Genomic DNA, 22,051 nt, shown 5'->3' on the forward strand with positions numbered 1-22,051 from the left:
CCGCGGACGAGCGGCCCAGGCCGCCGGCACGGGGCCCAGCCGGTGACGGGCAGCCGACCAGCACCGTGAACCGTCAACTCGCGTACGTGCGGCGGCTGTCCTGCCGGCAGCCGTCGTACCGCCGGCCGTCGTACCGGCGCCTGGCCGTCCCGAGCCCCCATGCGTACAGGCCGAGCACCACCACGAGCAGCGGATAGTAGAGCGCGGGCAGCGCCGCCATGCCCAGCAGCGGCCCCAGCGGCGAGAGCGGGAGCAGCAGTCCGGCGGTGGCGAGAGCGGCCGCCGCCCAGCGGACCGGACTGGTCCCGCCGCGTTCGGCGGCCCGGCGCCCCGTACGCAGCAGGAGCATCACCAGCGACTGGGTCAGCAGGTTCTCCACGAACCAGCCGGAGTGGAACACCGTCTCGCTGTCCGGGCCTCCGGGGCCGTGCACAGCCAGCGCCAGCACACCGAACGTCGCGAGGTCGGCGACCGCGTTGAGCGCGCCGAACCCGGTGATGAAGCGGAGGAAGTCCCGGGAGCGCAGGGTGGCGGGGCGGCTCAGCACCCCGGGGGCCGGCCGGTCGTAGGCGAACGCGAGCTGCGCCGCGTCGAAGCAGAGGTTCTGCACCAGCACCTGCGCCGGAAGCATCGGCAGGAACGGCAGCAGCAGACCGGCGGCGAGCATCGCGATGACGTTGCCGAGGTTGGACGAGAGCGTGATGCGCAGATACGTCGCGATGTTGCCGCTGCTGTGGCGTCCGGCCGTCAGCGCGTGTTCGACGGCCGAGAGGTCCTTCGCGTGCTCGGCGAGCACCACATCCGCGCCCTCCCGCGCCACGTCGACCGCGTCGCGCGGGCAGATCCCGACATCCGCCGCGTGCAGGGCGGGCAGATCGTTGACCCCGTCACCGAGGAATCCGCAGACGCGGCCGTCGGCCCGGAGCGCGCGGACGATCCGCGCCTTGTGCTCGGGGGTGCAGCGGGCGAAGACGGCCGTGTCACGTACCGCCGAGGCCAGTTGGCCGTCCGTCAGCGCGTCCACGTCCCTGGCGGTGAGCACGGTCCCCGGTTCGAGCCCCAGTTCCTGGCAGGCACGGGCAGCGGTACCGGGGTGGTCGCCCGTGACGACCTTCACCGTCACGCCCATCCCGGCGAGCGCGGGCAGCGCGTCAGCGGCGCTCGGCACCAGCGCGTCGCGCAGGGTCACAAAGCCGCGGAAGCTGAGGCCGCGCTCGTCGGCAGCGGTGTACGCCCGCTTGCGCGCCGGGCGCTCGGCGGTCGCGACGGCCAGCAGCCGGGCCCCGTTCCGTACGTGCTCGCCGGCCGCCGCGAGCAGCCGCTCCCGCTCCGCCGCGTCGAGCGCGCACCGCTCCAGTACGTTCTCGACGGCGCCCTTCACCACGAGGGTGTCGACGCCCAGCCGGCCGGGACGGCGTACGACGGCGGTCGCCATGCGCCGCACCGGATCGAACGGCAGCGCGGCGATCCCCTCGTACGGCAGGAACTCCTCGCCGCCGGAGCCTCCGGAACCACTGGAGCCACTGGAGCCACCTGAACCATCTGAACCACCGAAGCCACCTGAATCGCCGGAACCACCGGACGCATCGAGCAGCGCCTCGTCGAGCGGGTCGGGGGCGGGCAGGTCGGCCAGTTGGAGGGTCCACCAGGCATTGACCGCGGCCCAGTGCAGCACGTCGCGGTCGTCCGCGCCGTCCGCGTCCAGCGCCCGGTCGACAACGGGCAGGTCCTGGGTGAGCGTTCCCGTCTTGTCCAGGCACAGCACATCCACCGCGCCCAGATCGTGCAGCGCCGGCAGCCGTTTGACGATCACCCCGTGGTCGCGGGCGAGCAGGGAGGCGCCGCGCGTCAGACAGCTCGTGACGATCACCGGGAGCATCTCGGGCGTCAGCCCGACCGCCACCGCGACCGCGAACGGCAGCGTCTCCAGCCCCCGCCCGCGCAGCGCCGCGTTCGCCATCAGCACCAGCGGCGGAGTGAGCAGCATGAACCGGATCAGGATCCACGAAATACCGTGCACCGACCGGTCGAAGGCGCTCGGCCCGCGCGGCCCGGCCGCCCCGTGCCCGGCGGCGAACCTCGTCAGCGCCCCCGTCGCCACCACGACGCCGCTGCCGCTGCCCGAGACGACGCTGCTGCCCTGGAAGCAGAGATGCGCACGGTCGAACCCGGTGTCGCCGGACGCCTGCACGGGGACAGATGCGGGGACAGATGCGGGGACAGAAACAGACACGGGGCCGGACACCGGGACAGATACGGGGCCGGGCGGGGGGACAGGCAGGCGGCCGGATACGGGAACATCGGCGGCCGACTTGGCGACCGCGGCCGACTCCCCCGTGAGCACCGCCTGGTTCACGCTCAGACCGACGGCCCGCAGCAGCCGCAGATCGGCGGGCACCAGATCGCCGGGGCCCAGCCGGACCACGTCGCCTGGCACCAGCTGGTCGACCGGTACCTCACGGGCCACCGGAGCCGCGTCGTCCGATGAGCGCCGCAGCACCGTCGCCGTACTGGCCACCAGCTCCCGCAGCGCACCCATCGAACGGTCGGCGCGGTGCTCCCCCGCGGAGCGCAGCGCACAGCTCACCACCACGAGCGCGGTGATCACACAGGCGGTACCCCACGCCGCGACCAGCGACGACACCACACCGAGGCAGAGCAGCACAGCCGTGAAGGGGTCCCGGACGCTGCGCAGGAACCGTACGAACCACGGAACCGGCCGCCGGGCCGGCAGGGTGTTCTCGCCGAACTGCCGCAGCCGTGCGTCGGCCACCGCGTCCGTCAGCCCGCGCGGGCCGCTGTCCAGGGCGCGCAGCACCTGGAGCGAGGTCAGCGCGCCCAGATCCGGTACGGCGCCGTCGGCCGCCGGAACGCCGTCCGCCACCCGCACGGCCCGGACGGAGACCCCGGAACCGGGCTCCGGGGCCGCGGCGGCCTCAGGTGCCTGTCCCACGGAGGTGACCCACCCCGGGAATCCCGCCACCGGCACGGTCGGCCAGCTGGCCGACCACGAGCCGTACGACGGTCACGACGTCGGGGTCGTCGACGAAGTACACCTGCCGCCGCCCCTCCCGCCGGGAACGCACCAGACCGGCCAGTTTCAGTTTCGTCAGATGCTGGCTCACCGCGGGGAGCGCACCGCCCACCCGCTCGGCCAGGCCGCTCACATCGCTCTCGCCCTGCGCCAGCGCCCAGACGATGTGCAGCCGCGCCGACGAGGCGAGCAGACCGAACGCGGCGGCCGCTTCCGCGAGCACCTCGGCGGAAGGATCCGGGAACCTCTCGACGCCTGCCGCCACTTCGCCTTCCCCCACCGCTGGACCACCTTGCGTACCGCACCAGTCTAGGTCGCGGGGAACCGCAGCATTTGCGTCCGGGCCCCGGCACCACTTAGCTTATCGGTACGAAACTGTTTCGTTTTAATAGAGCTTTGCTGGAGTGGGTATGCCGCAGCCCGAATCCCGAAGAACACGGCTGTCGCCCGAGCGGGAGGCAGAGATCTTCACCGCCACCCTCGACCTGATCCGCGAAGTCGGCTACGAAGCCGCCCGCCTCGACACCGTGGCGCAGCGCTCCCAGTGCAGCAAGGCCACGCTCTACCGGCGCTGGCAGGGAAAGCCCCGGCTGGTGTCGGAAGCGCTCCGGCACGGCAAGCCGTTCACCCTGGCCGGGCTGGACACCGGATCCCTGCGGGGGGATCTGTACGAGATGACCTCCCGCATCGGGAAGGCCAGAAAGGACCACGCCCTGATGCGCGGCATCGCCCTGGCCGTCCGGCAGGACTCCGCCCTGGCGGACGCGATGCACGAGACGCTGGTGCGGCCCGACCTGGAGGCCGCCCGGGGGATCGTGGACCGCGCCATCGCCCGCGGAGAGGTCGACCCGGCGAATCCGGCCCTCGCCTTCTTCCCCCACCTCATCCAAGGTGCGGGCTTCGCCCGGCTGGTCTTCGACCAGCGCGAGCCCGACGCCGACTACCTGCGCCGCTACGTCGACGCCGTCGCCCTCCCCGTGCTGCTCCGGGAGATCGACAGCAGCGCCACAGATACCTCTTGAGGAGTACCACATGAGTTCCGCACCCGCCGACGTGGCCGTCGGCACCATATCCCCACCGGCCGCGCCACCAGCCCCATCGGCGTCGCCACCCCCGGCGCACCGCTGGTGGGCCCTCGTGGTCATCGGCCTCGCGCAGCTGATGGTGGTGCTGGACGCCACCATCGTGAACATCGCACTGCCCTCGGCCCAGCAGGACCTGGGATTCTCCAACGACGACCGCCAGTGGGTCGTCACCGCCTACTCGCTGGCCTTCGGCAGTCTGCTGCTGCTCGGCGGACGGCTGGCCGACCTCTTCGGCCGCAAGACCACCCTGCTGATCGGGCTGATCGGTTTCGCCGCCTCCTCCGCGCTGGCCGGAGCCGCGGGCGGCTTCACCATGCTGGTAGTGGGGCGTGCGCTCCAGGGCGCGTTCGGCGCGATGCTCGCGCCGTCGGCGCTGTCACTGCTGACGACGACCTTCACCGATCCGAAGGAACGCGGCCGCGCCTTCGGGGTGTTCGGGGCGATCGCCGGATCCGGCGGCGCGGTGGGACTGCTGCTCGGCGGGGTGCTCACCGAGCACCTGAACTGGCGCTGGACGCTGTACGTCAACCTCGCCATCGCCGTACTCGCGGTGGCCGGGGCGCTGCTGTTCATCCGGCGGCCCGCACCCGCCCAGCGCCCCAAGCTGGACCTGCTGGGCACCCTGCTGGTCTCCAGCGGGCTCTTCTGCATCGTCTACGGCTTCTCGAACGCGGAGACGTACGCCTGGAGCGACCCGATGTGCTGGGGCTTCCTGGCGGGCGGTGTCGTCCTGCTGCTGGGCTTCATCGGCTGGCAGACCAAGGCCGTACACCCGTTGCTGCCGCTGCGGGTCTTCGCCGACCGCAACCGCAGCGCGTCGTATCTGATGGTGTTCGCCACCGGCGCCGGAATGTTCGGGATCTTCCTCTTCCTGACCTACTACCTCCAGCAGATCCTGCATTACACACCGGTGAAGACCGGGCTCGCCTTCCTGCCGATGATCCTGATGCTCATGCTGCTGGCGCAGCTGTCCATCAACCTGCTCATGCCGAAGATCGGCCCCAAGATCATGGTGCCGATCGGCACCCTGTTCGCCGCGGGCGGCCTGGCCTGGCTGACCAGGATCGACCTGTCCAGCAGTTACAGCGCGGACATCCTGCCGCCGCTGCTGCTGATCGGCGCCGGTATCGGCATGGTGATGCCCCCGGCCATGTCGCTGGCGACACTCGGCATCGCACCCGCCGACCAGGGGGTCGCGTCCGCGACCGTCAACACCATGCAGCAGGTGGGCGGTTCCATCGGCACCGCGCTGTTCTCCACCATGGCGACGACCGCGGCCGGCGACTATGTGAAGGACCACGGCACCTCCAAGCCGGCCCTCGCCGAAGCCGCCGTGCACAGCTACGCCACCGTCTACTGGTGGGCCGCCGGCCTGTTCGCGATCGCCTTCCTGATCGCGATCTTCCTCTACCGCAAGGGCCGTCCGATGGCGGCCGCACCGGCACCCGCAGGCGCGAAGGCCCCCGGGTCCCCGCACTCCCTCGAAAAGGCCGCCGTGACGCCGCAGGACCGGCCGACCGCGGAAATCCCGGTCGCCGACGTGCCCGCGGGCCCCGCGCAGACGAGCGTGCGGGGACGGGTACTGGGTGAGCACGGCGCTCCGGTGGCGTCGGCGGTGACGCTCATCGACCAGACCGGCCGCCAGGTCGCACGGGCCGTACCGGCCCCGGACGGCTCGTACGCCCTGTCCGCCCCGCCCGGCAGGTACGTCCTGGTCGCATCGGCGCCGGACTGCCGGCCCAGGATCAGCGAACTCGTCGTGGGCACGGAGCCCGTCGACCACAACGTCCAGCTCGCCGGGACCGGCGGACTCTTCGGCACGGTCAGCGGGGCGTCCGGGCCCATCGAAGGCGCACTGCTCGTCGTGACGGACGCGGAAGGCAGTGTGGTCGACTCCACCATCTCGGCCCCGGACGGCGGCTACCGGCTGCCCGCGCTGCCCCCGGCCGCGTACACCCTCACCGCAGGGGCTGAGGGCCACCAGCCCTACGCCGCCCTGATCACGGTGACCGGCTCCGCGCCCACCCGCCACGACGCGGTCCTCACGGCCGCCGCGACGGTACGGGGCACGGTGCTCGGGCCGCAGGGTGCACCGGTGAACGACGCCCTGGTCACCCTGCTCGACGCGGCTGGCAACGTCGTCGGACGGCACACCACGGGCCCGGACGGCGTCTACACGTTCACGGGTCTCACCGGCCTCGACTACACCGTGATCGCCGCGGGCTACCCGCCCGCCGCGTCCCAGGTCACCGTCCCCTCCGAGTCCCAGGACGGCTTCGACGTTCTGCTGGGGCACTCGGACTGACCCGGAATCCGGGGCGGCGGCACGGCCTCCGAGCCGCCGCCCCGGCCATCGGCCATCGGCCGTCATTCCTGAGACATATGACATGCGAAAAGCGGAACGGCCCGCATCATGATCATGATGCGGGCCGTTCCGTTGGTGATACTGAACACCTTCACCGGTGTCCGATGATGGTGCGCGAGGGGGGATTTGAACCCCCACGTCCCTAAGGACACTGGCACCTGAAGCCAGCGCGTCTGCCGTTCCGCCACTCGCGCAAGTGGTGTATCCGAGGCTCTCTCACTGGTTTGTGCGAGCGCCTGGCGACATCCGGAAGATTAGCACGCTGGACAGGGTGGATTCACATCCGTTCTCCGGGGGAGACGACCGGCGCCCCACCCGTGGAACGAGTCCCCTCTCCCCCCACTCCTCCTCAGTGCGCGCCGAGTGCGGGACACTGTTCGGGGGCCACCTCTACGATCCGTGTGAGAGGTGACACTTATCCACAGGGGAGACAAGGGGAACCAGCCGATTTCCCCGTGCGTGGATACGATCAGTAAGCAGTACCAGGACGACAACGTCGGAGGAGGTGCCTCATGGGAGTCATGAAGAAGTTCGAGCAGCGTCTCGAAGGTCTGGTCAACGGCACCTTCGCGAAGGTGTTCAAGTCCGAGGTCCAGCCCGTCGAGATCGCCGGTGCGCTCCAGCGCGAATGCGACAACAACGCGACGATCTGGAACCGCGAGCGGACGGTCGTCCCCAACGACTTCATCGTCGAACTGAGCACACCGGACTACGAGCGCCTCAGCCCGTACTCGGGGCAGCTGGGCGACGAACTCTCCGGTCTGGTCCGGGACTACGCCAAGCAGCAGCGGTACGCCTTCATGGGTCCGATCAAGGTCCATCTGGAGAAGGCCGAGGACCTGGACACCGGTCTCTACCGCGTCCGCAGCCGCACCCTCGCGTCGAGCACCAGCCAGCAGGGCGCAGACCACGGACCCGCCGCACCGGCTCCCCAGCGGAACGCCGGCGGTTACGGCTACCCGCCGGCCGCGGCCCCGCCCATGCCCGCCGCACCTCCGCCCGGAGGCCACCGCCCGGCAGCCGGCCGGGCGCCCTCTCCCGGGCCCATGCCGAGCACCCAGATCCGGCGCTGGATCGAGGTCAACGGCACCCGCCATCAGATCTCGCGCGCCACTTTGGTCCTCGGCCGCAGCACCGAAGCCGACGTGCGTATCGACGACCCCGGCGTATCCCGCCGGCACTGTGAGATCCGCGCCGGTTCCCCCTCGACGATCCAGGATCTCGGTTCCACCAACGGCATCGTGGTAGACGGACAGCACACCACCCGCGCTACGCTCCGCGACGGCTCGCGGATCGTCGTGGGCAATTCCACCATCGTTTACCGGCAAGCCGAAGGGTGAAGCGGGGGCAATGTCAGAGCTGACCCTGACGGTCATGCGGCTAGGTTTCCTAGCTGTTCTGTGGCTGTTCGTGATCGTGGCCGTCCAGGTCATCCGTAGCGATCTGTTCGGAACGCGCGTCACGCAACGCGGCTCACGCCGCAACGCGGACGCCCGTCCTCCGCAGACCGCGCGGCAGGCCGCCGCGCCGCCGCAACAGCGTCAGCAGCCGGCCGCCGGCCGCCAGCGCCGGGGCGCACCCACCAAACTCGTCGTCTCCGAGGGGTCCCTCACGGGCACCACGGTCGCCCTCCAGGGCCAGACCGTCACCCTCGGCCGGGCACATGATTCAACGATCGTGCTGGACGACGACTACGCGTCGAGCAGGCATGCCAGGATCTACCCCGACCGTGACGGCCAGTGGATCGTCGAGGATCTCGGGTCCACCAACGGCACGTATCTCGACCGGACCCGGCTGACCACCCCGACGCCGATCCCGCTGGGCGCACCGATCCGCATCGGCAAGACCGTCATCGAACTGCGGAAGTAGTCACGACAATGAGCGAGCGGAGCGAGCGAGCCGCAGCGGTTCCGGCAACGGACCGGGGCGCGCTCCCGACCGGAGGGTGGGCAGTGTGGCTCGAGACCGGTTGTACCCGGAGCCGACAGGCGAGGTGCGCATGAGTCTGTCCCTGCGCTTCGCCGCCGGATCGCACAAGGGCATGATCCGCGAGGGGAACGAGGACTCCGGCTACGCCGGCCCCCGGCTCCTCGCCATCGCCGACGGAATGGGCGGCCAGGCCGCCGGCGAGGTCGCCAGTTCCGAGGTCATCTCCACGCTCGTCACCCTCGACGACGACGTCCCCGGTTCCGACATCCTGACCTCGCTCGGCACGGCCGTACAACGGGCCAACGACCAGCTCCGCATGATGGTCGAGGAGGACCCCCAGCTCGAAGGCATGGGCACCACGCTCACCGCCCTCCTCTGGACCGGTCAGCGCCTCGGCCTCGTGCATGTCGGCGACTCCCGCGCCTACCTCCTGCGGGACGGCGTCCTGACGCAGATCACCCAGGACCACACCTGGGTGCAGCGCCTCGTCGACGAGGGCCGCATCACCGAGGAGGAAGCCACCACCCACCCGCAGCGCTCCCTGCTGATGCGCGCGCTGGGCAGTGGTGAACACGTCGAGCCCGACCTCTCCATCCGGGAGGTACGGGCAGGCGACCGCTACATGATCTGTTCCGACGGGCTCTCCGGCGTCGTCTCCCACCAGACGATGGAAGAGACGCTCGCCAGCTACCAGGGCCCCACGGAGACGATCCAGGAGCTGATCCAGCTCGCCCTGCGCGGCGGCGGCCCCGACAACATCACCTGCATCGTGGCCGACGTCCTCGACGTCGACTCCAACGACTCCCTGGCCGAGCAGCTCAACGACACCCCGGTCGTGGTCGGCGCGGTCGCCGAGAACCAGGCGGCCCAGCACGACGGCGGGGCCATGCAGACCCCGGCGGGCCGGGCGTCCGGCCTCGGCCGCCAGGTGCCGCCGCCCGCGCCGGGAGGCTTCGGCCCGCCCGGAAGCGGCGACGGATACGGCGCGGCCCCCGAAGGCACGTTCGGCGCGTACAGCGACGAGGACTTCACCAAGCCGTCCGGCGGCCGCAAGTGGATCAAGCGGTCGCTGTTCATCGTGCTCGCCCTCGCCGTCATCGGCGGCGGCCTCTACGGCGGTTACCGCTGGACCCAGACCCAGTACTACGTCGGGTCCAACAACCAGAACGTCGCGCTCTACCAGGGCATCAGCCAGGACCTCGCCTGGGTCAAGCTCTCGAAGGTCGAGACGGACCACCCCGAGATCGAACTCAAGTACCTCCCGCCGTACCAGCGCAAGCAGGTCGACGCGACGATCACCGAAGGCAGCCTCAGCGAGGCGAAGGTCAAGATCGGCGAACTCGCCCAGCAGGCCGACGTCTGCAAGAAGGACGCGGAGCGCCGCAAGATCGCGGACGAGAAGAAGCCGTCGAAGACGGACACCGGCAAGACGACCGGCACCTCAAGCACACTCTCCTCCTCCAAGAGCAGTACGACCTCCCAGAGCGGTACGACAGGGAAACCCAAGCCCAGCGCCAAACCCACGCCCGGCCCCAGCCTCTCGGAGGACGAGCAGAAGCTGGTCCCGCTGTGCGGTCAGCAGTAGAGCCGTAGGGGGCCTTTCACCACCATGAGCGTTGTCACCAACACGACCACCATTGGCGCGATCGAAGCACCGAGCCGTCGCAATACCGAACTGATGATGCTGGTATTCGCCGTCGCCATCTCGGTGTTCGCGTACGCCAATGTCGGCCTCGCGATCAACGGTTCGCTGCCGGCGGGCATCCTCGGCTACGGAACGGGCCTCACGCTGCTCGCGGCCGTCGGCCACATCGTGGTGCGCAAGTTCGCGCCGTACGCCGATCCGCTGCTGCTGCCCGTGGCGACCCTCCTGAACGGCATCGGGCTGGCTCTCGTCTGGCGCCTGGACCAGTCACCGCGGCTGATCCAGCTCCAGAAGCTCTCCTACGGCGCCTTCCACCCCGCCGCACCGAAGCAGTTGCTCTACTCGGCGATGGGCGTCGCGCTCTTCGTCGTCGTCCTGATGTTCCTCAAGGACCACCGAATCCTTCAGCGCTACACCTATATCTCCATGGTGGTGGCGCTGGTTCTGCTGATCCTGCCGGTGTTCTTCCACCCGGTGAACGGCGCCAAGATCTGGGTCAACCTCGCAGGCTTCACCATCCAGCCCGGTGAGTTCGCCAAGATCGTCATCGCGATCTTCTTCTCCGGCTATCTCATGGTGAAACGCGACGCGCTGGCCCTGGCCAGCCGCCGCTTCATGGGGCTGTACCTGCCGCGCGGCCGTGACCTCGGGCCGATCCTCGTCATCTGGGCCATGTCGATCCTCATCCTGGTCTTCGAGACGGACCTCGGGACCTCGTTGCTGTTCTTCGGCCTCTTCGTCGTCATGCTGTACGTCGCGACCGAGCGCACCAGCTGGATCGTCTTCGGACTGATCATGTCCGGCGCGGGCGCGGTCGGCGTGGCCACGTTCGAACCCCATGTCCAGCAGCGTGTGGACGCCTGGCTCGCGCCCTTCTCCAAGGCGACGCTGGCGCAGAGCGACCAGGTCGCCCAGTCCCTGATGGCCTTCGGATCGGGCGGCACTCTCGGCACCGGGCTCGGCCAGGGTCACTCCGACCTCATCGGCTTCGCGGCGAACTCCGACTTCATCTTCGCCACCGTCGGCGAAGAGTTCGGTCTGGCCGGAATGATGGCCGTCCTGCTGCTCTACGGTCTGATCGTCGAGCGTGGCGTGCGTACCGCACTGGCAGCCCGTGACCCGTTCGGCAAGCTCCTCGCCGTCGGCCTCTCCAGCGCCTTCGCCATCCAGGTCTTCGTCGTAGCCGGCGGTGTGATGGGCCTCATCCCGCTGACCGGTATGACCATGCCGTTCATCGCGTACGGCGGATCCTCCGTACTGGCCAACTGGGCCCTGATCGGCATCCTGATCCGGATCAGCGACACCGCACGGCGCCCCGCCCCGGCCCCCGCCCCGTCACCCGACGCCGAGATGACCCAGGTGGTCCGACCGTGAACAAGCCCCTGCGCCGAATCGCGATCTTCTGCGGTCTGCTCGTCCTCGCCCTGCTGCTGCGGGACAACTGGATCCAGTACATCAAGGCGGACAGCCTCAACGCCCGCAAGGAGAACCGCCGCGTCGAGATCGAGCGCTACGCCCACGAGCGCGGCGACATCATCGTCGACGGCAAGGCCGTCACCGGCTCGACCGTGACCCAGGGCAGCATGTACAAGTACAAGCGCACCTGGAAGGACGGCCCCATGTGGGCGCCCGTCACCGGGTACGCCTCGCAGGCCTTCGGCGCGACACAGCTGGAGAACCTGAACGACTCCATCCTGACCGGCAACGACGACCGGCTCTTCTTCGACCGGACGCTCTCCATGTTTACCGGCGAGAAGAAGCAGGGCGGCAACGTCGTCACCACGCTGAACGCCGACGCCCAGAAGGCCGCGTACAAGGGGCTCGGCGACAAGAAGGGCGCCGTGGCCGCCCTCGACCCGAAGACCGGCGCGATCCTCGCCATGGCGTCGACGCCCTCGTACGACCCCTCGACGTTCGCGGGCAACTCCACGAGCACCGACTCGAAGAACTACACCGCGCTCAAGAACGACAAGAACGAGCCGCTGCTCAACCGGGCGCTGCGCCAGACGTATCCGCCCGGCTCCGCCTTCAAGGTGGTCACCGCGTCGGCCGCCCTGGAGAACGGCCTGTACGACAGCGTCGACACCCCGACCAGGTCCCCGCTGCCCTGGCGACTGCCGCTCTCCTCCAAGGACCTGCCCAACGAGGGCAATCTGCCCTGCAAGAACGCCACGCTGGTTGAAGCCCTGCGGGTGTCCTGCAACACGGTCTTCGGCAAGATCGGCGCCGACCTCGGTGAGGACAAGATGCGCGCCGAGGCCGAGAAGTTCGGCTTCAACAGCGAGCAGTTCACGCCCACCCGCTCCAACGCCAGTGTCTTCTCCAAGGACATGGACAAGGCGCAGACCGCGCTCTCCTCGATCGGCCAGTTCAACACCTCGGCAACTCCGCTGCAGATGGCCATGGTCGCTTCCGCGGTCGCCAACGACGGCACGCTGATGAAGCCGTACATGGTCGACCGTCTCACCGCTCCCAACCTGGACACCGTCGCCAAGACCGACCCGGAGAAGCAGAGCGAGCCCCTGACGAAGGAGCACGCGCAGATGGTCCAGAAGATGATGGAAGCGGTGGTCGAGAGGGGCACCGGCGACAAGGCGCGGATCCCCGGTGTCACCGTCGGCGGTAAGACCGGTACCGCGCAGAACGGCATCAACAACAGCGGCAACCCGTACGCCTGGTTCATCTCGTACGCCAAGACCGACCAGGGTTCGCCGGTCGCCGTGGCCGTCGTCGTCGAGGACTCCAACGCCTCCCGCCAGGACATCTCCGGTGGCGGTCTCGCCGCTCCGATCGCCAAGGACGTCATGTCCGCCGTCATCAACAGCAAGAAGTGACGACCGTGACGGAAGGCACACGGCACCTGCGCGATACCGGTCCGATATCAGCTGACGGTTGCGGGCTGATCATCCATCCGTGGCCGGTAGCGTATCCGCGAACAGCACACCGCCGGACCACCCCAGGGTGCGGTCGGGACATACGGAGAGGGCTGGATTAGCTATGGAAGAGCCGCGTCGCCTCGGCGGCCGGTACGAGCTGGGCTCGGTGCTCGGCCGTGGTGGCATGGCCGAGGTCTACCTCGCGCATGACACCCGGCTCGGCCGCACCGTCGCCGTGAAGACGCTGCGGGCGGATCTCGCCCGCGACCCGTCCTTCCAGGCCCGGTTCCGCCGTGAGGCCCAGTCGGCCGCCTCGCTCAACCACCCCGCGATCGTCGCTGTCTACGACACCGGCGAGGACTATGTGGACAACATCTCCATCCCGTACATCGTGATGGAGTACGTCGACGGGTCCACGCTCAGGGAGCTCCTGCACTCCGGCCGGAAGCTGCTGCCCGAGCGCACCCTGGAGATGACCATCGGCATCCTCCAGGCGCTGGAGTACTCGCACCGCAACGGCATCGTCCACCGTGACATCAAACCGGCCAACGTCATGCTGACGCGCACCGGCCAGGTCAAGGTCATGGACTTCGGCATCGCCCGCGCCATGGGCGACTCCGGGATGACGATGACGCAGACGTCCGCGGTGATCGGCACGGCCCAGTACCTCTCCCCCGAGCAGGCCAAGGGGGAGCAGGTCGACGCCCGCTCCGACCTGTACTCGACGGGCTGTCTGCTCTACGAGCTGCTGACGGTCCGGCCGCCGTTCATCGGGGACTCCCCGGTCGCGGTGGCCTATCAGCACGTACGCGAAGAGCCGCAGTCGCCCAGCAACTTCGACGCCGAGATCACGCCCGAGATGGACGCCATCGTCCTCAAGGCCCTGGTCAAGGACCCCGACTACCGTTACCAGTCGGCCGACGAGATGCGCGCCGACATCGAGGCGTGCCTCGACGGCCAGCCGGTCGCCGCGACCGCGGCGATGGGCATGCCCGGCTACGGCGGTTACGACGCGGAGCAGCCCACCACCGCCATACGGCAGCAGGACCAGGGCGACGGCCAGACGTCCATGATGCCCCCGGTCCCCCCGGACGAAGGTGGCTACGACGACCGCCCCGACCGGCGGCGGGGCCGCCCCCAGAAGAAGTCCAACACATCGACGATCCTGCTCATCGTCGCGGGCGTCCTGGTGCTGGTCGGCGCGATCCTCATCGGGAAGTCGCTGTTCACCAGCAACGACAGCAACTCCGGCAAGGTCGCTGTGCCGCAGCTCGTCGGCCAGTCCCTGGACAGGGCGAAGGAATCGGTCGCCAACTCGAAGCTGAAGCTGACCGTGGCGCAGCGGAAGCCCTGCGACAACGCGGCCAAGGGCGATGTCTGCAGCCAGGACCCGAAGTTCGGCGGCGCCACGCTCCAGCAGGGCGAGACCATCTCGGTCGTCGTGTCCACCGGCGCCCCCAAGATCGATGTGCCCAACGTCAACGGAGACACCGAGGACGAAGCCACGCAGCTCCTTGAGGGCAAGGGCTTCAAGGTGAACCCGCAGCAGGTCGAGTCCAACCAGGAGGAAGGCAAGGTCTTCGACCAGTCCCCGAAGGGCAACACCACGGCCCAGAAGGGTTCCGAGGTCACGATCAAGATCGCGAAGTCGACCAAGATCCCGGTACCGGACGTCAAGGGCCGCACCTTCGAGGACGCCTCCAAGCAGCTGACCGACGCGGGCTTCCAGGTCTCCCGGGCCGCCGACCAGGAGTCGGAGCAGCCGGTCGGCACGGTGATCAGCCAGGACCCGGGCGGCGGCGAGGCCGCGAAGGGCGCGACGATCACGCTGACGGTCGCCAAGGCCAAGGCGACGCCTTCGCAGACGGCGGTCCCCGAGATCAGGGGCAAGAAGCTGTCCGAGGCGAAGCAGATCCTCAACGGGGCCGGCTTCACCAACATCCAGATCGCGGGCGGCAGTAACGGCGACGACAACGCGATCGTCACCGGCTCCGACCCCGCGGTGGGTACCCAGGAGGCCGACCCGGGCAGCACCACCGTCACGCTCACGACGATGGGCGGCGGCGGTGGCGGCGGCGGTCACAACAACGGTGGTGGCAACGGCGGCGACGGCGGCATCTTCGACGGCTGGAACTAGCCACCAGCCACCGCAGTACCAGGCACGGGCGAAGCCCCGGCCCCCGGCAGGACTCCTGAGGAGTCCAGCCCCTGGGGGGCCGGGGCTTCGCCCGTGGTTCAGGTCTGTACGTGGCCGGTTGTGAGGCCGGTCCGGCCGGGTGTCAGCGCAGCTCGGCCGGCGGGGTGCGCTTCGCGTCGACCTTCACCGTGCGCTCCAGCTCGCCCCACACGATGTACCGGTAGCGCGACGTGTAGACGGGGGTGCAGGTCGTCAGCGTGATGTAGCGGCCCGGCTTCTTCTTTCCCGACTCCTTGGGCACCGACTGGAGCACGTCGACGTTGTACTTCGACGTCTGCCGGAGCTCCTTGAACACCTTGTACACGTACCAGGTGTCCTTGGTCTCGAAGACGACCGGATCGCCGGTCTTCACCTTGTCGATGTTGTGGAACTTCGCGCCGTGCCCGTCGCGGTGCGCGGCCAGCGCGAAGTTGCCCGTCTTGTCGGACGGGAGTCCCGCCTTGACCGGCTTCACGTAGTAGCCGGCGACGCCCTCGTTCAGGACGCTGGTGCTGGTGCCCCGCCTGACCAGGACCTCGCCGTTCTTCATCGACGGCACATGCAGGAAGCCGATGCCGTCCTTGGTGTCGAGGGCGCCCGGACCGGTGCTGGGGTGCGACCAGTTGTCGCGGATCTTGTCGCCCTGTTTCGCCGCGTGCCGGTCGGCCACGACGTTCGTCCACCACAGCGAGTAGACGACGAAGAGTCCGAGCACAAGCCCCGCTGTGATGAGCAGTTCGCCGAATACGCTGACCGCGGTCGCGACCGGGCCCCGTCGGCCGCGGCGGGCGCGGGGCGTGATTGTCTGCTCGTCCTGCTCGGTCGTCGATGCCACCGCACCTGTCCCCTGTAGTCCGTAACCGTCAGCCTGCGGTCAGGGCTTCAGGCATCCCCTTGCTCCGTGGCCGTTCATCAACCATCTTGCCCCAGACGACCATTCGGTACGTACTGGTGAACTCGGGGGTGCACGTCGTCAGGGTGATGTAGCGGCCCGGCCGGGTAAAGCCGGACCCCACCGGCACCGGCTGGATCACCGATACGTTCGACGGAGACGTCTGAGCCAGACGGCTCGTCACCTCGTACGTGTAGTAGTCGTCCTGCGTCTCCACGACGACCTTGTCGCCGTCCTTGAGCTTGTTGATGTAGCGGAACGGCTCACCGTGGGTGTTGCGGTGGCCCGCCAGCGCGAAGTTGCCCGTCTTCGCCGACGGCATCGCCGTCTTGAGCTTGCCCTCGCTGTAGTGGCCGACCATCCCGCGGTCGAGCACCTTGGTCTTGCTGACGCCCTCCGCGATCGGCACGACCACGTCCAGCTTGGGGATGTGGATGATCGCGAACCCCTGTCCGGGCTCGAAAGCACCGGGCGCGCTGTTCTTGCCGCCCTTCGCCCAGTTGTCCTGGAGGCTGTGGGCCGTACCGCTGGCCTCCTGGTGGGCGCGTACGTTCGTCCACCAGAGCTGGTACGTGACGAACAGCAGCATCAGCACACCCAGGCTGATGAAGATCTCACCGATCGCCCGGCTGGCGATGACGGCGGGGCTGTCCTTGAGGGCACGTGCCGCGAGGCGCGCTTCCATCCGGGTGCGGGGGATGGCCGGGATGACGGGTTCGGCGGGCGTGGCGCTCTTGCGCCCCCGCCCCCTGGCGGCCTTACGGCGCTCGGCGCGGCCGCCGAGCGGCGCGGGTGCCCGGTCCGCGTCCGTGGGCGCGGACGAGGCGGGTGAGGACGGAGCGGTTGCGGACGAGGCGGCTGCGGCCTCGGCGATGCGGAGCCCCACGGTCTCGTCGTCCCGTACGACGGGAAAAACGGCCGTGCTCCGCTCCGGGTCCGGGCCTGGTTCCGGGAACGGCTCCGCGATCGGCCCGGGGATCGGCTCCGCGATCGGCCCGGGGATCGGCCCCGTGATCGGCTCGGGGATCGGCTCCCGGGCCGTGGCCGTCTCCGGTGGCACGGCGGGCGTGACTATGGGCTCGTACACCGCCTCCCGCCCGTACCAGTCCCGCGGCGGATCCTGCACGGCCGGCTGCGGCGCCGTGCCCCCCGAGTGCTCCGCCCGGAACCACGGCGAACTGTGGCTGCCCGTCGGCAGCGGGTCCGTCAGCGGGTCGTACTCCCGGTCGGCGCGACCGGGGCCGGTGGCCCCGGCAGGCTGTCCGGCAGGCGGCCCCGCGGGCCCTGACCCTCTCGGTGGTTCCGGTGCCGCCGCCTCCGAGCCGTCCTGTTCGGGGCGCAGTGCCGTCACGCCGCGGCCTTGCCCACCACCGGCGCGAGCCCCGCCGACCGTCCGACCGCGCCCGCGTCGCCGCACTGGACGAGCCAGTTGGCGAGCATCAGATGGCCGTGCTCGGTGAGCACCGACTCGGGGTGGAACTGCACGCCCTCGACCGGCAGTTCCCGGTGGCGCAGGCCCATGATGATGCCGTCGGCGGTCCACGCGGTGACGGCGAGCTCGGGCGGCACCGTCCGGGGCTCGGCGGCCAGCGAGTGGTAGCGGGTCGCGGTGAAGGGCGAGGGCAGCCCGGCGAAGACACCGGCCCCCTCGTGCGTCACCGGGGACGTCTTGCCGTGCAGCAGCTCGGGCGCCCGGTCCACCACACCGCCGTACGCCACTGCCATCGACTGCATGCCAAGACAGACCCCGAAGACGGGGACCCCGGTGTCGGCGCAGTGCCGCACCATGTCCACGCAGACACCGGCGTGTTCGGGCGTTCCGGGCCCGGGGGAGAGCAGTACGCCGTCGAAGCCGTCCTGCGCGTGCGCGAGGGTGACCTCGTCGTTCCGCACGACTTCGCACTCGGCGCCGAGCTGGTACAGGTACTGGACCAGGTTGAACACGAAGCTGTCGTAGTTGTCGACGACGAGGATGCGGGCACTCATCGCACGGCCCCCATCCCCTGGTCGACCGTCACGTCATTGAACGGAAGCAGCGGCTCCGCCCACGGGAAGACGTACTGGAAGAGCAGGTAGACGAGAGCGAGCACGAGCACGAGCGAGATGACCGCCCGGAGCCATACGTTGCCCGGCAGATGCCGCCAGATCCAGCCGTACATGCTGTCCCTTCCGTTCGTGGTACGGCACCAGAGTAGAGGGCTGTGGCAGGCGCCCGTGGGTCACCCGCGCAAAGCGGCCGGCTTGCCCTGCGTCACAGGCTGCGTGGAGTCGAGATGTCCCCAGGCGATGAGCCGGTGGCTGCTGCCCCATTCCGGGTCGCACGTGGTGAGCGTCAGATAGCGTCCGGCCCCCTGAAAACCCGACTTCACCGGCACCGGATCGATGACCCCGGTGTCGGACGGCACGGTCAGATAGGGCTTGTTGTCGATGCGGTACGTGAACCAGGTCGTCCCGTCCGTGAGCACCACCGCGTCGCCGGGCCTGAGCTTCGGGAAGTCCTTGAACGGGTCGCCGTACGTACGCCGGTGGCCCGCGACCGCGAAGTTTCCCGTGGCGCCGAGGCGTGCGGTCCCCGCGTAGTGGCCCAGGCCCCGCTGGAGCGTCCCGACGGCTGTGTTCTGCAGCACGGGCCTGCTCCAGTCCCGGCCGAGGCGCGGGACGTACATCACGGCGAAGGCCTTGCCCGCGTGGTACGCGACGGGGGCGGGGGTGGCGGCCGGCTTCGGTTTCGACGGTGACGAGGCGCTGGAACCGGCTGCGGGGCCGGGGGTGGCGGCCGCGCTGCGGGCCCACTGGTGGTGGAGGTCGTCGATCTGGTGATCCGCGGCGTTGTCCGCTTTCACGCCCGTCCAGAACAGCAGATACGCGACGAACAGCACGATCAACGCACCTACGGTGATACAGAGTTCGCTGAAGCTCCTGACGATCAGTCGCACCGTCACAGCCGTCCGCCTCCCTGGAACTACCCCACAGGTCCTGCGTAATGGAGATCCACTGTGCCCGAGTAACCGGGAAGAGTCACCGCCTGGTCGTCATCTACTTTCCAGCCGAGCCCGTACGCCTTCACGTACTGCAGGTAGTTCTGGATCGCCGGGGAGGCCGTGAGCGCCTTCTTCAGCTTGTCGGGGTTGCCGACGGCCGTCACCTTGTACGGGGGCGAGTAGACGCGGCCCTGGAGGAGCAGGGTGTTGCCCACGCAGCGCACCGCGCTGGTGGTGATCAGCCGCTGGTCCATGACTTTGATGCCCTTGGCACCGCCCTGCCACAGGGCGTTCACCACCGCTTGCAGGTCCTGCTGGTGGATGACCAGGTCGTTGGGCTGCGGTTCGGGGTAGCCGGGGTTCGCGGTGGTGTTCGGCGGGGCGTCGTCGAGCGTGACCGAGACGGCGGAGCCGCTGAGCTTCTGCGTACCGGCGGACTTCTCCAGCGCCTTGAGGCCGGCGTCCTCCTTCTTCGTGACGCCTCCGTCACGCTGGGCGAGCGCGTCTACATCGCGGCGGACGGCGGCGGTGGAGTCGCCGAGTTCCTTGTTCTTGCCGTTGCGCTCCTGGATGAGGTCCGAGAGTTTCAGCATCGACGCATCGCTGCGGATATCGGTGCCCTTGGCGGTGTTGAAGCTGGTCACGAAGATGAGTCCGGCGAGCGCGAAAACGGCGGCGGTGAGGACCCGGACCGGCCTCCAGTCGCGGCGGCGGGCGGCCCCTGTGGGAGAGTCGTCAGAATTGCTCAACGTACCCTTATCTCCTTCCCAACCCCGGAAGCACTACGCTAACGGACGCCCGGGGGAGGCAATGCGCCCCGTCGCATCCCGCGCTCCCGGCACTTCCTCAACAGTTCCCCCTGCGCGGTCACGCAGCGCATCGACAGGAGAGCCCCTCGTGCCGAAGTCACGTATCCGCAAGAAGGCCGATTTCACGCCGCCGCCCGCGACGAAGCAGGCGACTGCCATAAAGCTGACCAATCGCAGCTGGGTGGCCCCCGTGATGCTGGCCTTCTTCTTGATCGGTCTCGCCTGGATCGTTGTCTTTTACGTCACGGACGGCAGTATGCCCATCAAGCCGCTCGGGAACTGGAACATCGTGGTCGGCTTCGGCTTCATCGCGGGTGGCTTCGGCGTCTCGACCCAGTGGAAGTAGCCCTGCGGGCTCTCACATGTCCAGGTGACCGTCAAGCCCTGCCCTGAGTTATCCACAGCGCTATCCACAACCGGGGAAAACTCAGAAGATCTGTGGATAACTTTCGGGCGTTGACGCCGGTGTGACTACTCGGCGCCATACCACAACAGTGGTCGGCCCCTTGCCCTTCCTGGGGAAACCCAGGTCAGCGGCAAGGGGCACTGCTGTTCCCCACAGGATGCACAAGATCCGCCACTCGCTGTGGACAACTGGGTCCTGCCGTTCGGATCAGGCCCCTCAGGTCAGCATCGCGGTTCTGGCCAGCACCATGCCGATGGTCGCCACCAGGACGAGCGCACAGGTCCCGAACTGCAGCAGCGTCCGCCGCTCGCGCGGGGCGTGCACCATCCCGATCGCGATGACGATCCCGGCGACGAAGCCGCCCAGATGCGCCTGCCAGGCGATCCCGCCGGTGAAGGTGAAGATCACATTGACCACGAGCAGGCCGAGGAGCGGCCGCATGTCGTAGTTCATGCGCTTCATCAGGACACCGGTGGCACCCAGCAGCCCGAAGATGGCGCCGGACGCCCCGAGCGACGCCTCGGTCGGCGAGGCGATGAGATAGGTGAGCGCGCTGCCGGCCAGCCCGGAGAGCAGATACAGCGCGATGTAGCGGGCCCGGCCGAGCGCCGCCTCCAGCGGCCCGCCGATCCACCAGAGGCTCAGCATGTTGAACCCGATGTGCGCGTAGTTGGCGTGCATGAACATCGCGGTGAACAGCCGGTACCACTGCCCCTGGGCGACGCCCACCAGCGGCCCGAACGGCGTGGTCTGCGCCTGGCCCACCAGCTCGAAACTGGAGTCGAAGCTGTTGTTGTTCGCCACCTGCATGATGAACACCAGGACGTTGATCCCGATGAGGATCTTGGTGAGCAGGCGCGGGTCGGCGGTGACCGCACCGCCCGCCACGGTGCGCGGGCGACTCGCCGCGGCCGGGGTGCTGCCCGTACCCGACCCGCGTACGCACTCCGGGCACTGGAAGCCGACGGAGGCGCTGATCATGCACTGCGGACAGATCGGCCGCTCGCAGCGGACACAGCTGATGCCCGTCTCCACGCCGGGGTGGCGGTAGCAGTGGGGCAGACCGCCCGCTCCGGACTGCCGCTCCGGGCCTCCTGGCAACTCTTCCATCGGGTTCCCTCGTCTCGTACGGGTCGCGTACGCACTGCACCCGCCCCGCTCGTCATACGGACGAACGGGGCGGGTGGTTCCCGTACCGGATGAGGCAACGGGCTCTCTGCTCCCACCGCTCCCGCGCCCGCGGGATCGGGCGGCCTCCACCGGCCGCCGCGCGGTTCAGCTCTTCCGGGTCGCGACGCCGTCGCGGGTCTCGACGACCACCGTCTCGATGACGACGTCCTGCACCGGCCGGTCGGTGCGCGGGTTGGTCGGGGTGGTGATGATCTCGTCGATGACCTTCTGGCTCGCCGCGTCGGTGACCTCGCCGAAGATGCTGTGCTTACGCGTCAGCCAGGTCGTCGGCTGCACCGTGATGAAGAACTGCGAGCCGTTGGTGCCCGGTCCCGCGTTGGCCATGGCGAGCAGGTACGGCTTGTCGAAGGACAGGTCCGGGTGGAACTCGTCACCGAACTCGTAGCCGGGGCCACCCGTGCCGTTGCCCAGCGGGTCGCCGCCCTGGATCATGAAGCCACTGATCACGCGGTGGAAGACGGTGCCGTCGTAGAGCCGGTCCGTGGACTTCTTGCCGGTGGCCGGGTGGGTCCACTCCCGCTCTCCCTGAGCGAGCTCGACAAAGTTCCTGACCGTCTTCGGCGCGTGGTTCGGCAGCAGCCGAATCTCGATGTCGCCGTGGTTGGTCTTCAGGGTGGCGTAAAGCTGCTCGGCCACGGTGTGCCTTCCGTAAGTCTTCTCTG

Annotated in this window: 19 protein-coding genes and 1 tRNA gene; 9 read left to right on the top strand and 11 right to left on the bottom strand. The window is 69.1% G+C overall.

What is annotated here, in order from left to right; translation table 11 throughout:
* Positions 1–73: 73 nt before the first annotated feature.
* The gene (locus OG385_RS15135; protein WP_266860872.1) at positions 74–2,890 is read right to left on the bottom strand and encodes an HAD-IC family P-type ATPase; all 2,817 of its coding nucleotides are present in this window, start codon (positions 2,888–2,890) and stop codon (positions 74–76) included.
* A gap of 46 nt (positions 2,891–2,936) precedes the next feature.
* Positions 2,937–3,299: a metalloregulator ArsR/SmtB family transcription factor gene (locus OG385_RS15140; protein WP_266860874.1), complete on the bottom strand. Its 363-nt coding sequence runs from the start codon at positions 3,297–3,299 to the stop codon at positions 2,937–2,939.
* 145 nt (positions 3,300–3,444) lie between these two features.
* Here OG385_RS15140 and OG385_RS15145 point away from each other — a divergent pair, with 145 nt between their 5' ends.
* Positions 3,445–4,056, top strand: a complete 612-nt coding sequence (locus OG385_RS15145; protein ID WP_266855196.1) for a TetR/AcrR family transcriptional regulator — start codon at positions 3,445–3,447, stop codon at positions 4,054–4,056.
* A gap of 10 nt (positions 4,057–4,066) precedes the next feature.
* Complete coding sequence (locus OG385_RS15150; RefSeq protein ID WP_266855197.1) at positions 4,067–6,424, top strand: MFS transporter; 2,358 nt, start codon at positions 4,067–4,069, stop codon at positions 6,422–6,424.
* 168 nt (positions 6,425–6,592) lie between these two features.
* On the opposite strand, the gene OG385_RS15155 is transcribed toward OG385_RS15150, so the two are convergent.
* A tRNA-Leu gene (locus tag OG385_RS15155) sits at positions 6,593–6,678 on the bottom strand.
* A 318-nt stretch (positions 6,679–6,996) separates the two neighbouring features.
* On the opposite strand from OG385_RS15155, the gene OG385_RS15160 reads away from it, so the two are divergent.
* From OG385_RS15160 to pknB, 6 genes are all read left to right on the top strand, one after another.
* A complete protein-coding gene (locus OG385_RS15160) occupies positions 6,997–7,824 on the top strand; it encodes a DUF3662 and FHA domain-containing protein (protein ID WP_266855198.1) in 828 nt (275 codons plus the stop codon).
* A 10-nt stretch (positions 7,825–7,834) separates the two neighbouring features.
* Entirely contained in the window at positions 7,835–8,353 is a 519-nt protein-coding gene (locus tag OG385_RS15165; protein WP_266855199.1) for an FHA domain-containing protein, read from the top strand.
* 130 nt (positions 8,354–8,483) lie between these two features.
* Positions 8,484–9,998: a PP2C family serine/threonine-protein phosphatase gene (locus OG385_RS15170; RefSeq protein WP_266855200.1), complete on the top strand. Its 1,515-nt coding sequence runs from the start codon at positions 8,484–8,486 to the stop codon at positions 9,996–9,998.
* A 24-nt stretch (positions 9,999–10,022) separates the two neighbouring features.
* A complete protein-coding gene (locus tag OG385_RS15175; protein ID WP_266855201.1) occupies positions 10,023–11,432 on the top strand; it encodes an FtsW/RodA/SpoVE family cell cycle protein in 1,410 nt (469 codons plus the stop codon).
* Positions 11,429–12,892, top strand: coding sequence for a penicillin-binding protein 2 (locus OG385_RS15180; protein ID WP_266855202.1), 1,464 nt, complete (start codon positions 11,429–11,431; stop codon positions 12,890–12,892). The genes OG385_RS15175 and OG385_RS15180 overlap by 4 nt, the downstream gene beginning before the upstream one ends.
* A 163-nt stretch (positions 12,893–13,055) precedes the next feature.
* Positions 13,056–15,071: a Stk1 family PASTA domain-containing Ser/Thr kinase gene (gene pknB, locus OG385_RS15185; protein WP_266855203.1), complete on the top strand. Its 2,016-nt coding sequence runs from the start codon at positions 13,056–13,058 to the stop codon at positions 15,069–15,071.
* Positions 15,072–15,213: 142 nt separating this feature from the next.
* Here pknB and OG385_RS15190 read toward each other — a convergent pair whose 3' ends face one another.
* From OG385_RS15190 to OG385_RS15215, 6 genes are read right to left on the bottom strand one after another with little or no spacing between them, the layout of a single operon-like run.
* On the bottom strand, positions 15,214–15,945 hold the full coding sequence (locus tag OG385_RS15190) for a class E sortase (RefSeq protein ID WP_266855204.1): 732 nt from the start codon (positions 15,943–15,945) through the stop codon (positions 15,214–15,216).
* A 28-nt stretch (positions 15,946–15,973) separates the two neighbouring features.
* Positions 15,974–17,353, bottom strand: a complete 1,380-nt coding sequence (locus OG385_RS15195; RefSeq protein ID WP_323183764.1) for a class E sortase — start codon at positions 17,351–17,353, stop codon at positions 15,974–15,976.
* Entirely contained in the window at positions 17,350–17,988 is a 639-nt protein-coding gene (locus OG385_RS15200; RefSeq protein WP_164258330.1) for an aminodeoxychorismate/anthranilate synthase component II, read from the bottom strand. The genes OG385_RS15195 and OG385_RS15200 overlap by 4 nt, the downstream gene beginning before the upstream one ends.
* Complete coding sequence (locus OG385_RS15205) at positions 17,985–18,161, bottom strand: hypothetical protein (RefSeq protein WP_203598953.1); 177 nt, start codon at positions 18,159–18,161, stop codon at positions 17,985–17,987. The genes OG385_RS15200 and OG385_RS15205 overlap by 4 nt, the downstream gene beginning before the upstream one ends.
* A 60-nt stretch (positions 18,162–18,221) precedes the next feature.
* Positions 18,222–18,944 (bottom strand): class E sortase, encoded by a 723-nt coding sequence (locus tag OG385_RS15210; RefSeq protein WP_266855205.1) that lies wholly within the window; start codon positions 18,942–18,944, stop codon positions 18,222–18,224.
* A gap of 20 nt (positions 18,945–18,964) precedes the next feature.
* Positions 18,965–19,732, bottom strand: coding sequence for a DUF881 domain-containing protein (locus tag OG385_RS15215; RefSeq protein ID WP_266855206.1), 768 nt, complete (start codon positions 19,730–19,732; stop codon positions 18,965–18,967).
* A 148-nt stretch (positions 19,733–19,880) separates the two neighbouring features.
* Here OG385_RS15215 and crgA point away from each other — a divergent pair, with 148 nt between their 5' ends.
* On the top strand, positions 19,881–20,138 hold the full coding sequence (crgA, locus tag OG385_RS15220) for a cell division protein CrgA (protein WP_266855207.1): 258 nt from the start codon (positions 19,881–19,883) through the stop codon (positions 20,136–20,138).
* A 276-nt stretch (positions 20,139–20,414) separates the two neighbouring features.
* On the opposite strand, the gene OG385_RS15225 is transcribed toward crgA, so the two are convergent.
* Entirely contained in the window at positions 20,415–21,308 is an 894-nt protein-coding gene (locus tag OG385_RS15225; protein WP_266855208.1) for a rhomboid family intramembrane serine protease, read from the bottom strand.
* 165 nt (positions 21,309–21,473) lie between these two features.
* A complete protein-coding gene (locus OG385_RS15230) occupies positions 21,474–22,025 on the bottom strand; it encodes a peptidylprolyl isomerase (protein WP_266855209.1) in 552 nt (183 codons plus the stop codon).
* Between the last annotated feature and the right edge of the window lie 26 nt (positions 22,026–22,051).

It is taken from the genome of Streptomyces sp. NBC_01306, from assembly GCF_026340465.1.
Lineage (GTDB): Bacteria > Actinomycetota > Actinomycetes > Streptomycetales > Streptomycetaceae > Streptomyces.

Bases quoted from the DNA above. Each gene is read 5' to 3' on its own strand.
- OG385_RS15200 (WP_164258330.1), bottom strand. From the start codon at position 17,988: ATGAGTGCCCGCATCCTCGTCGTCGACAACTACGACAGCTTCGTGTTC.
- OG385_RS15170 (WP_266855200.1), top strand. From the start codon at position 8,484: ATGAGTCTGTCCCTGCGCTTCGCCGCCGGATCGCACAAGGGCATGATC.
- OG385_RS15145 (WP_266855196.1), top strand. From the start codon at position 3,445: ATGCCGCAGCCCGAATCCCGAAGAACACGGCTGTCGCCCGAGCGGGAG.
- pknB (WP_266855203.1), top strand. From the start codon at position 13,056: ATGGAAGAGCCGCGTCGCCTCGGCGGCCGGTACGAGCTGGGCTCGGTG.
- OG385_RS15165 (WP_266855199.1), top strand. From the start codon at position 7,835: ATGTCAGAGCTGACCCTGACGGTCATGCGGCTAGGTTTCCTAGCTGTT.
- OG385_RS15160 (WP_266855198.1), top strand. From the start codon at position 6,997: ATGGGAGTCATGAAGAAGTTCGAGCAGCGTCTCGAAGGTCTGGTCAAC.
- OG385_RS15225 (WP_266855208.1), bottom strand. From the start codon at position 21,308: ATGGAAGAGTTGCCAGGAGGCCCGGAGCGGCAGTCCGGAGCGGGCGGT.
- OG385_RS15205 (WP_203598953.1), bottom strand. From the start codon at position 18,161: ATGTACGGCTGGATCTGGCGGCATCTGCCGGGCAACGTATGGCTCCGG.
- OG385_RS15150 (WP_266855197.1), top strand. From the start codon at position 4,067: ATGAGTTCCGCACCCGCCGACGTGGCCGTCGGCACCATATCCCCACCG.
- OG385_RS15175 (WP_266855201.1), top strand. From the start codon at position 10,023: ATGAGCGTTGTCACCAACACGACCACCATTGGCGCGATCGAAGCACCG.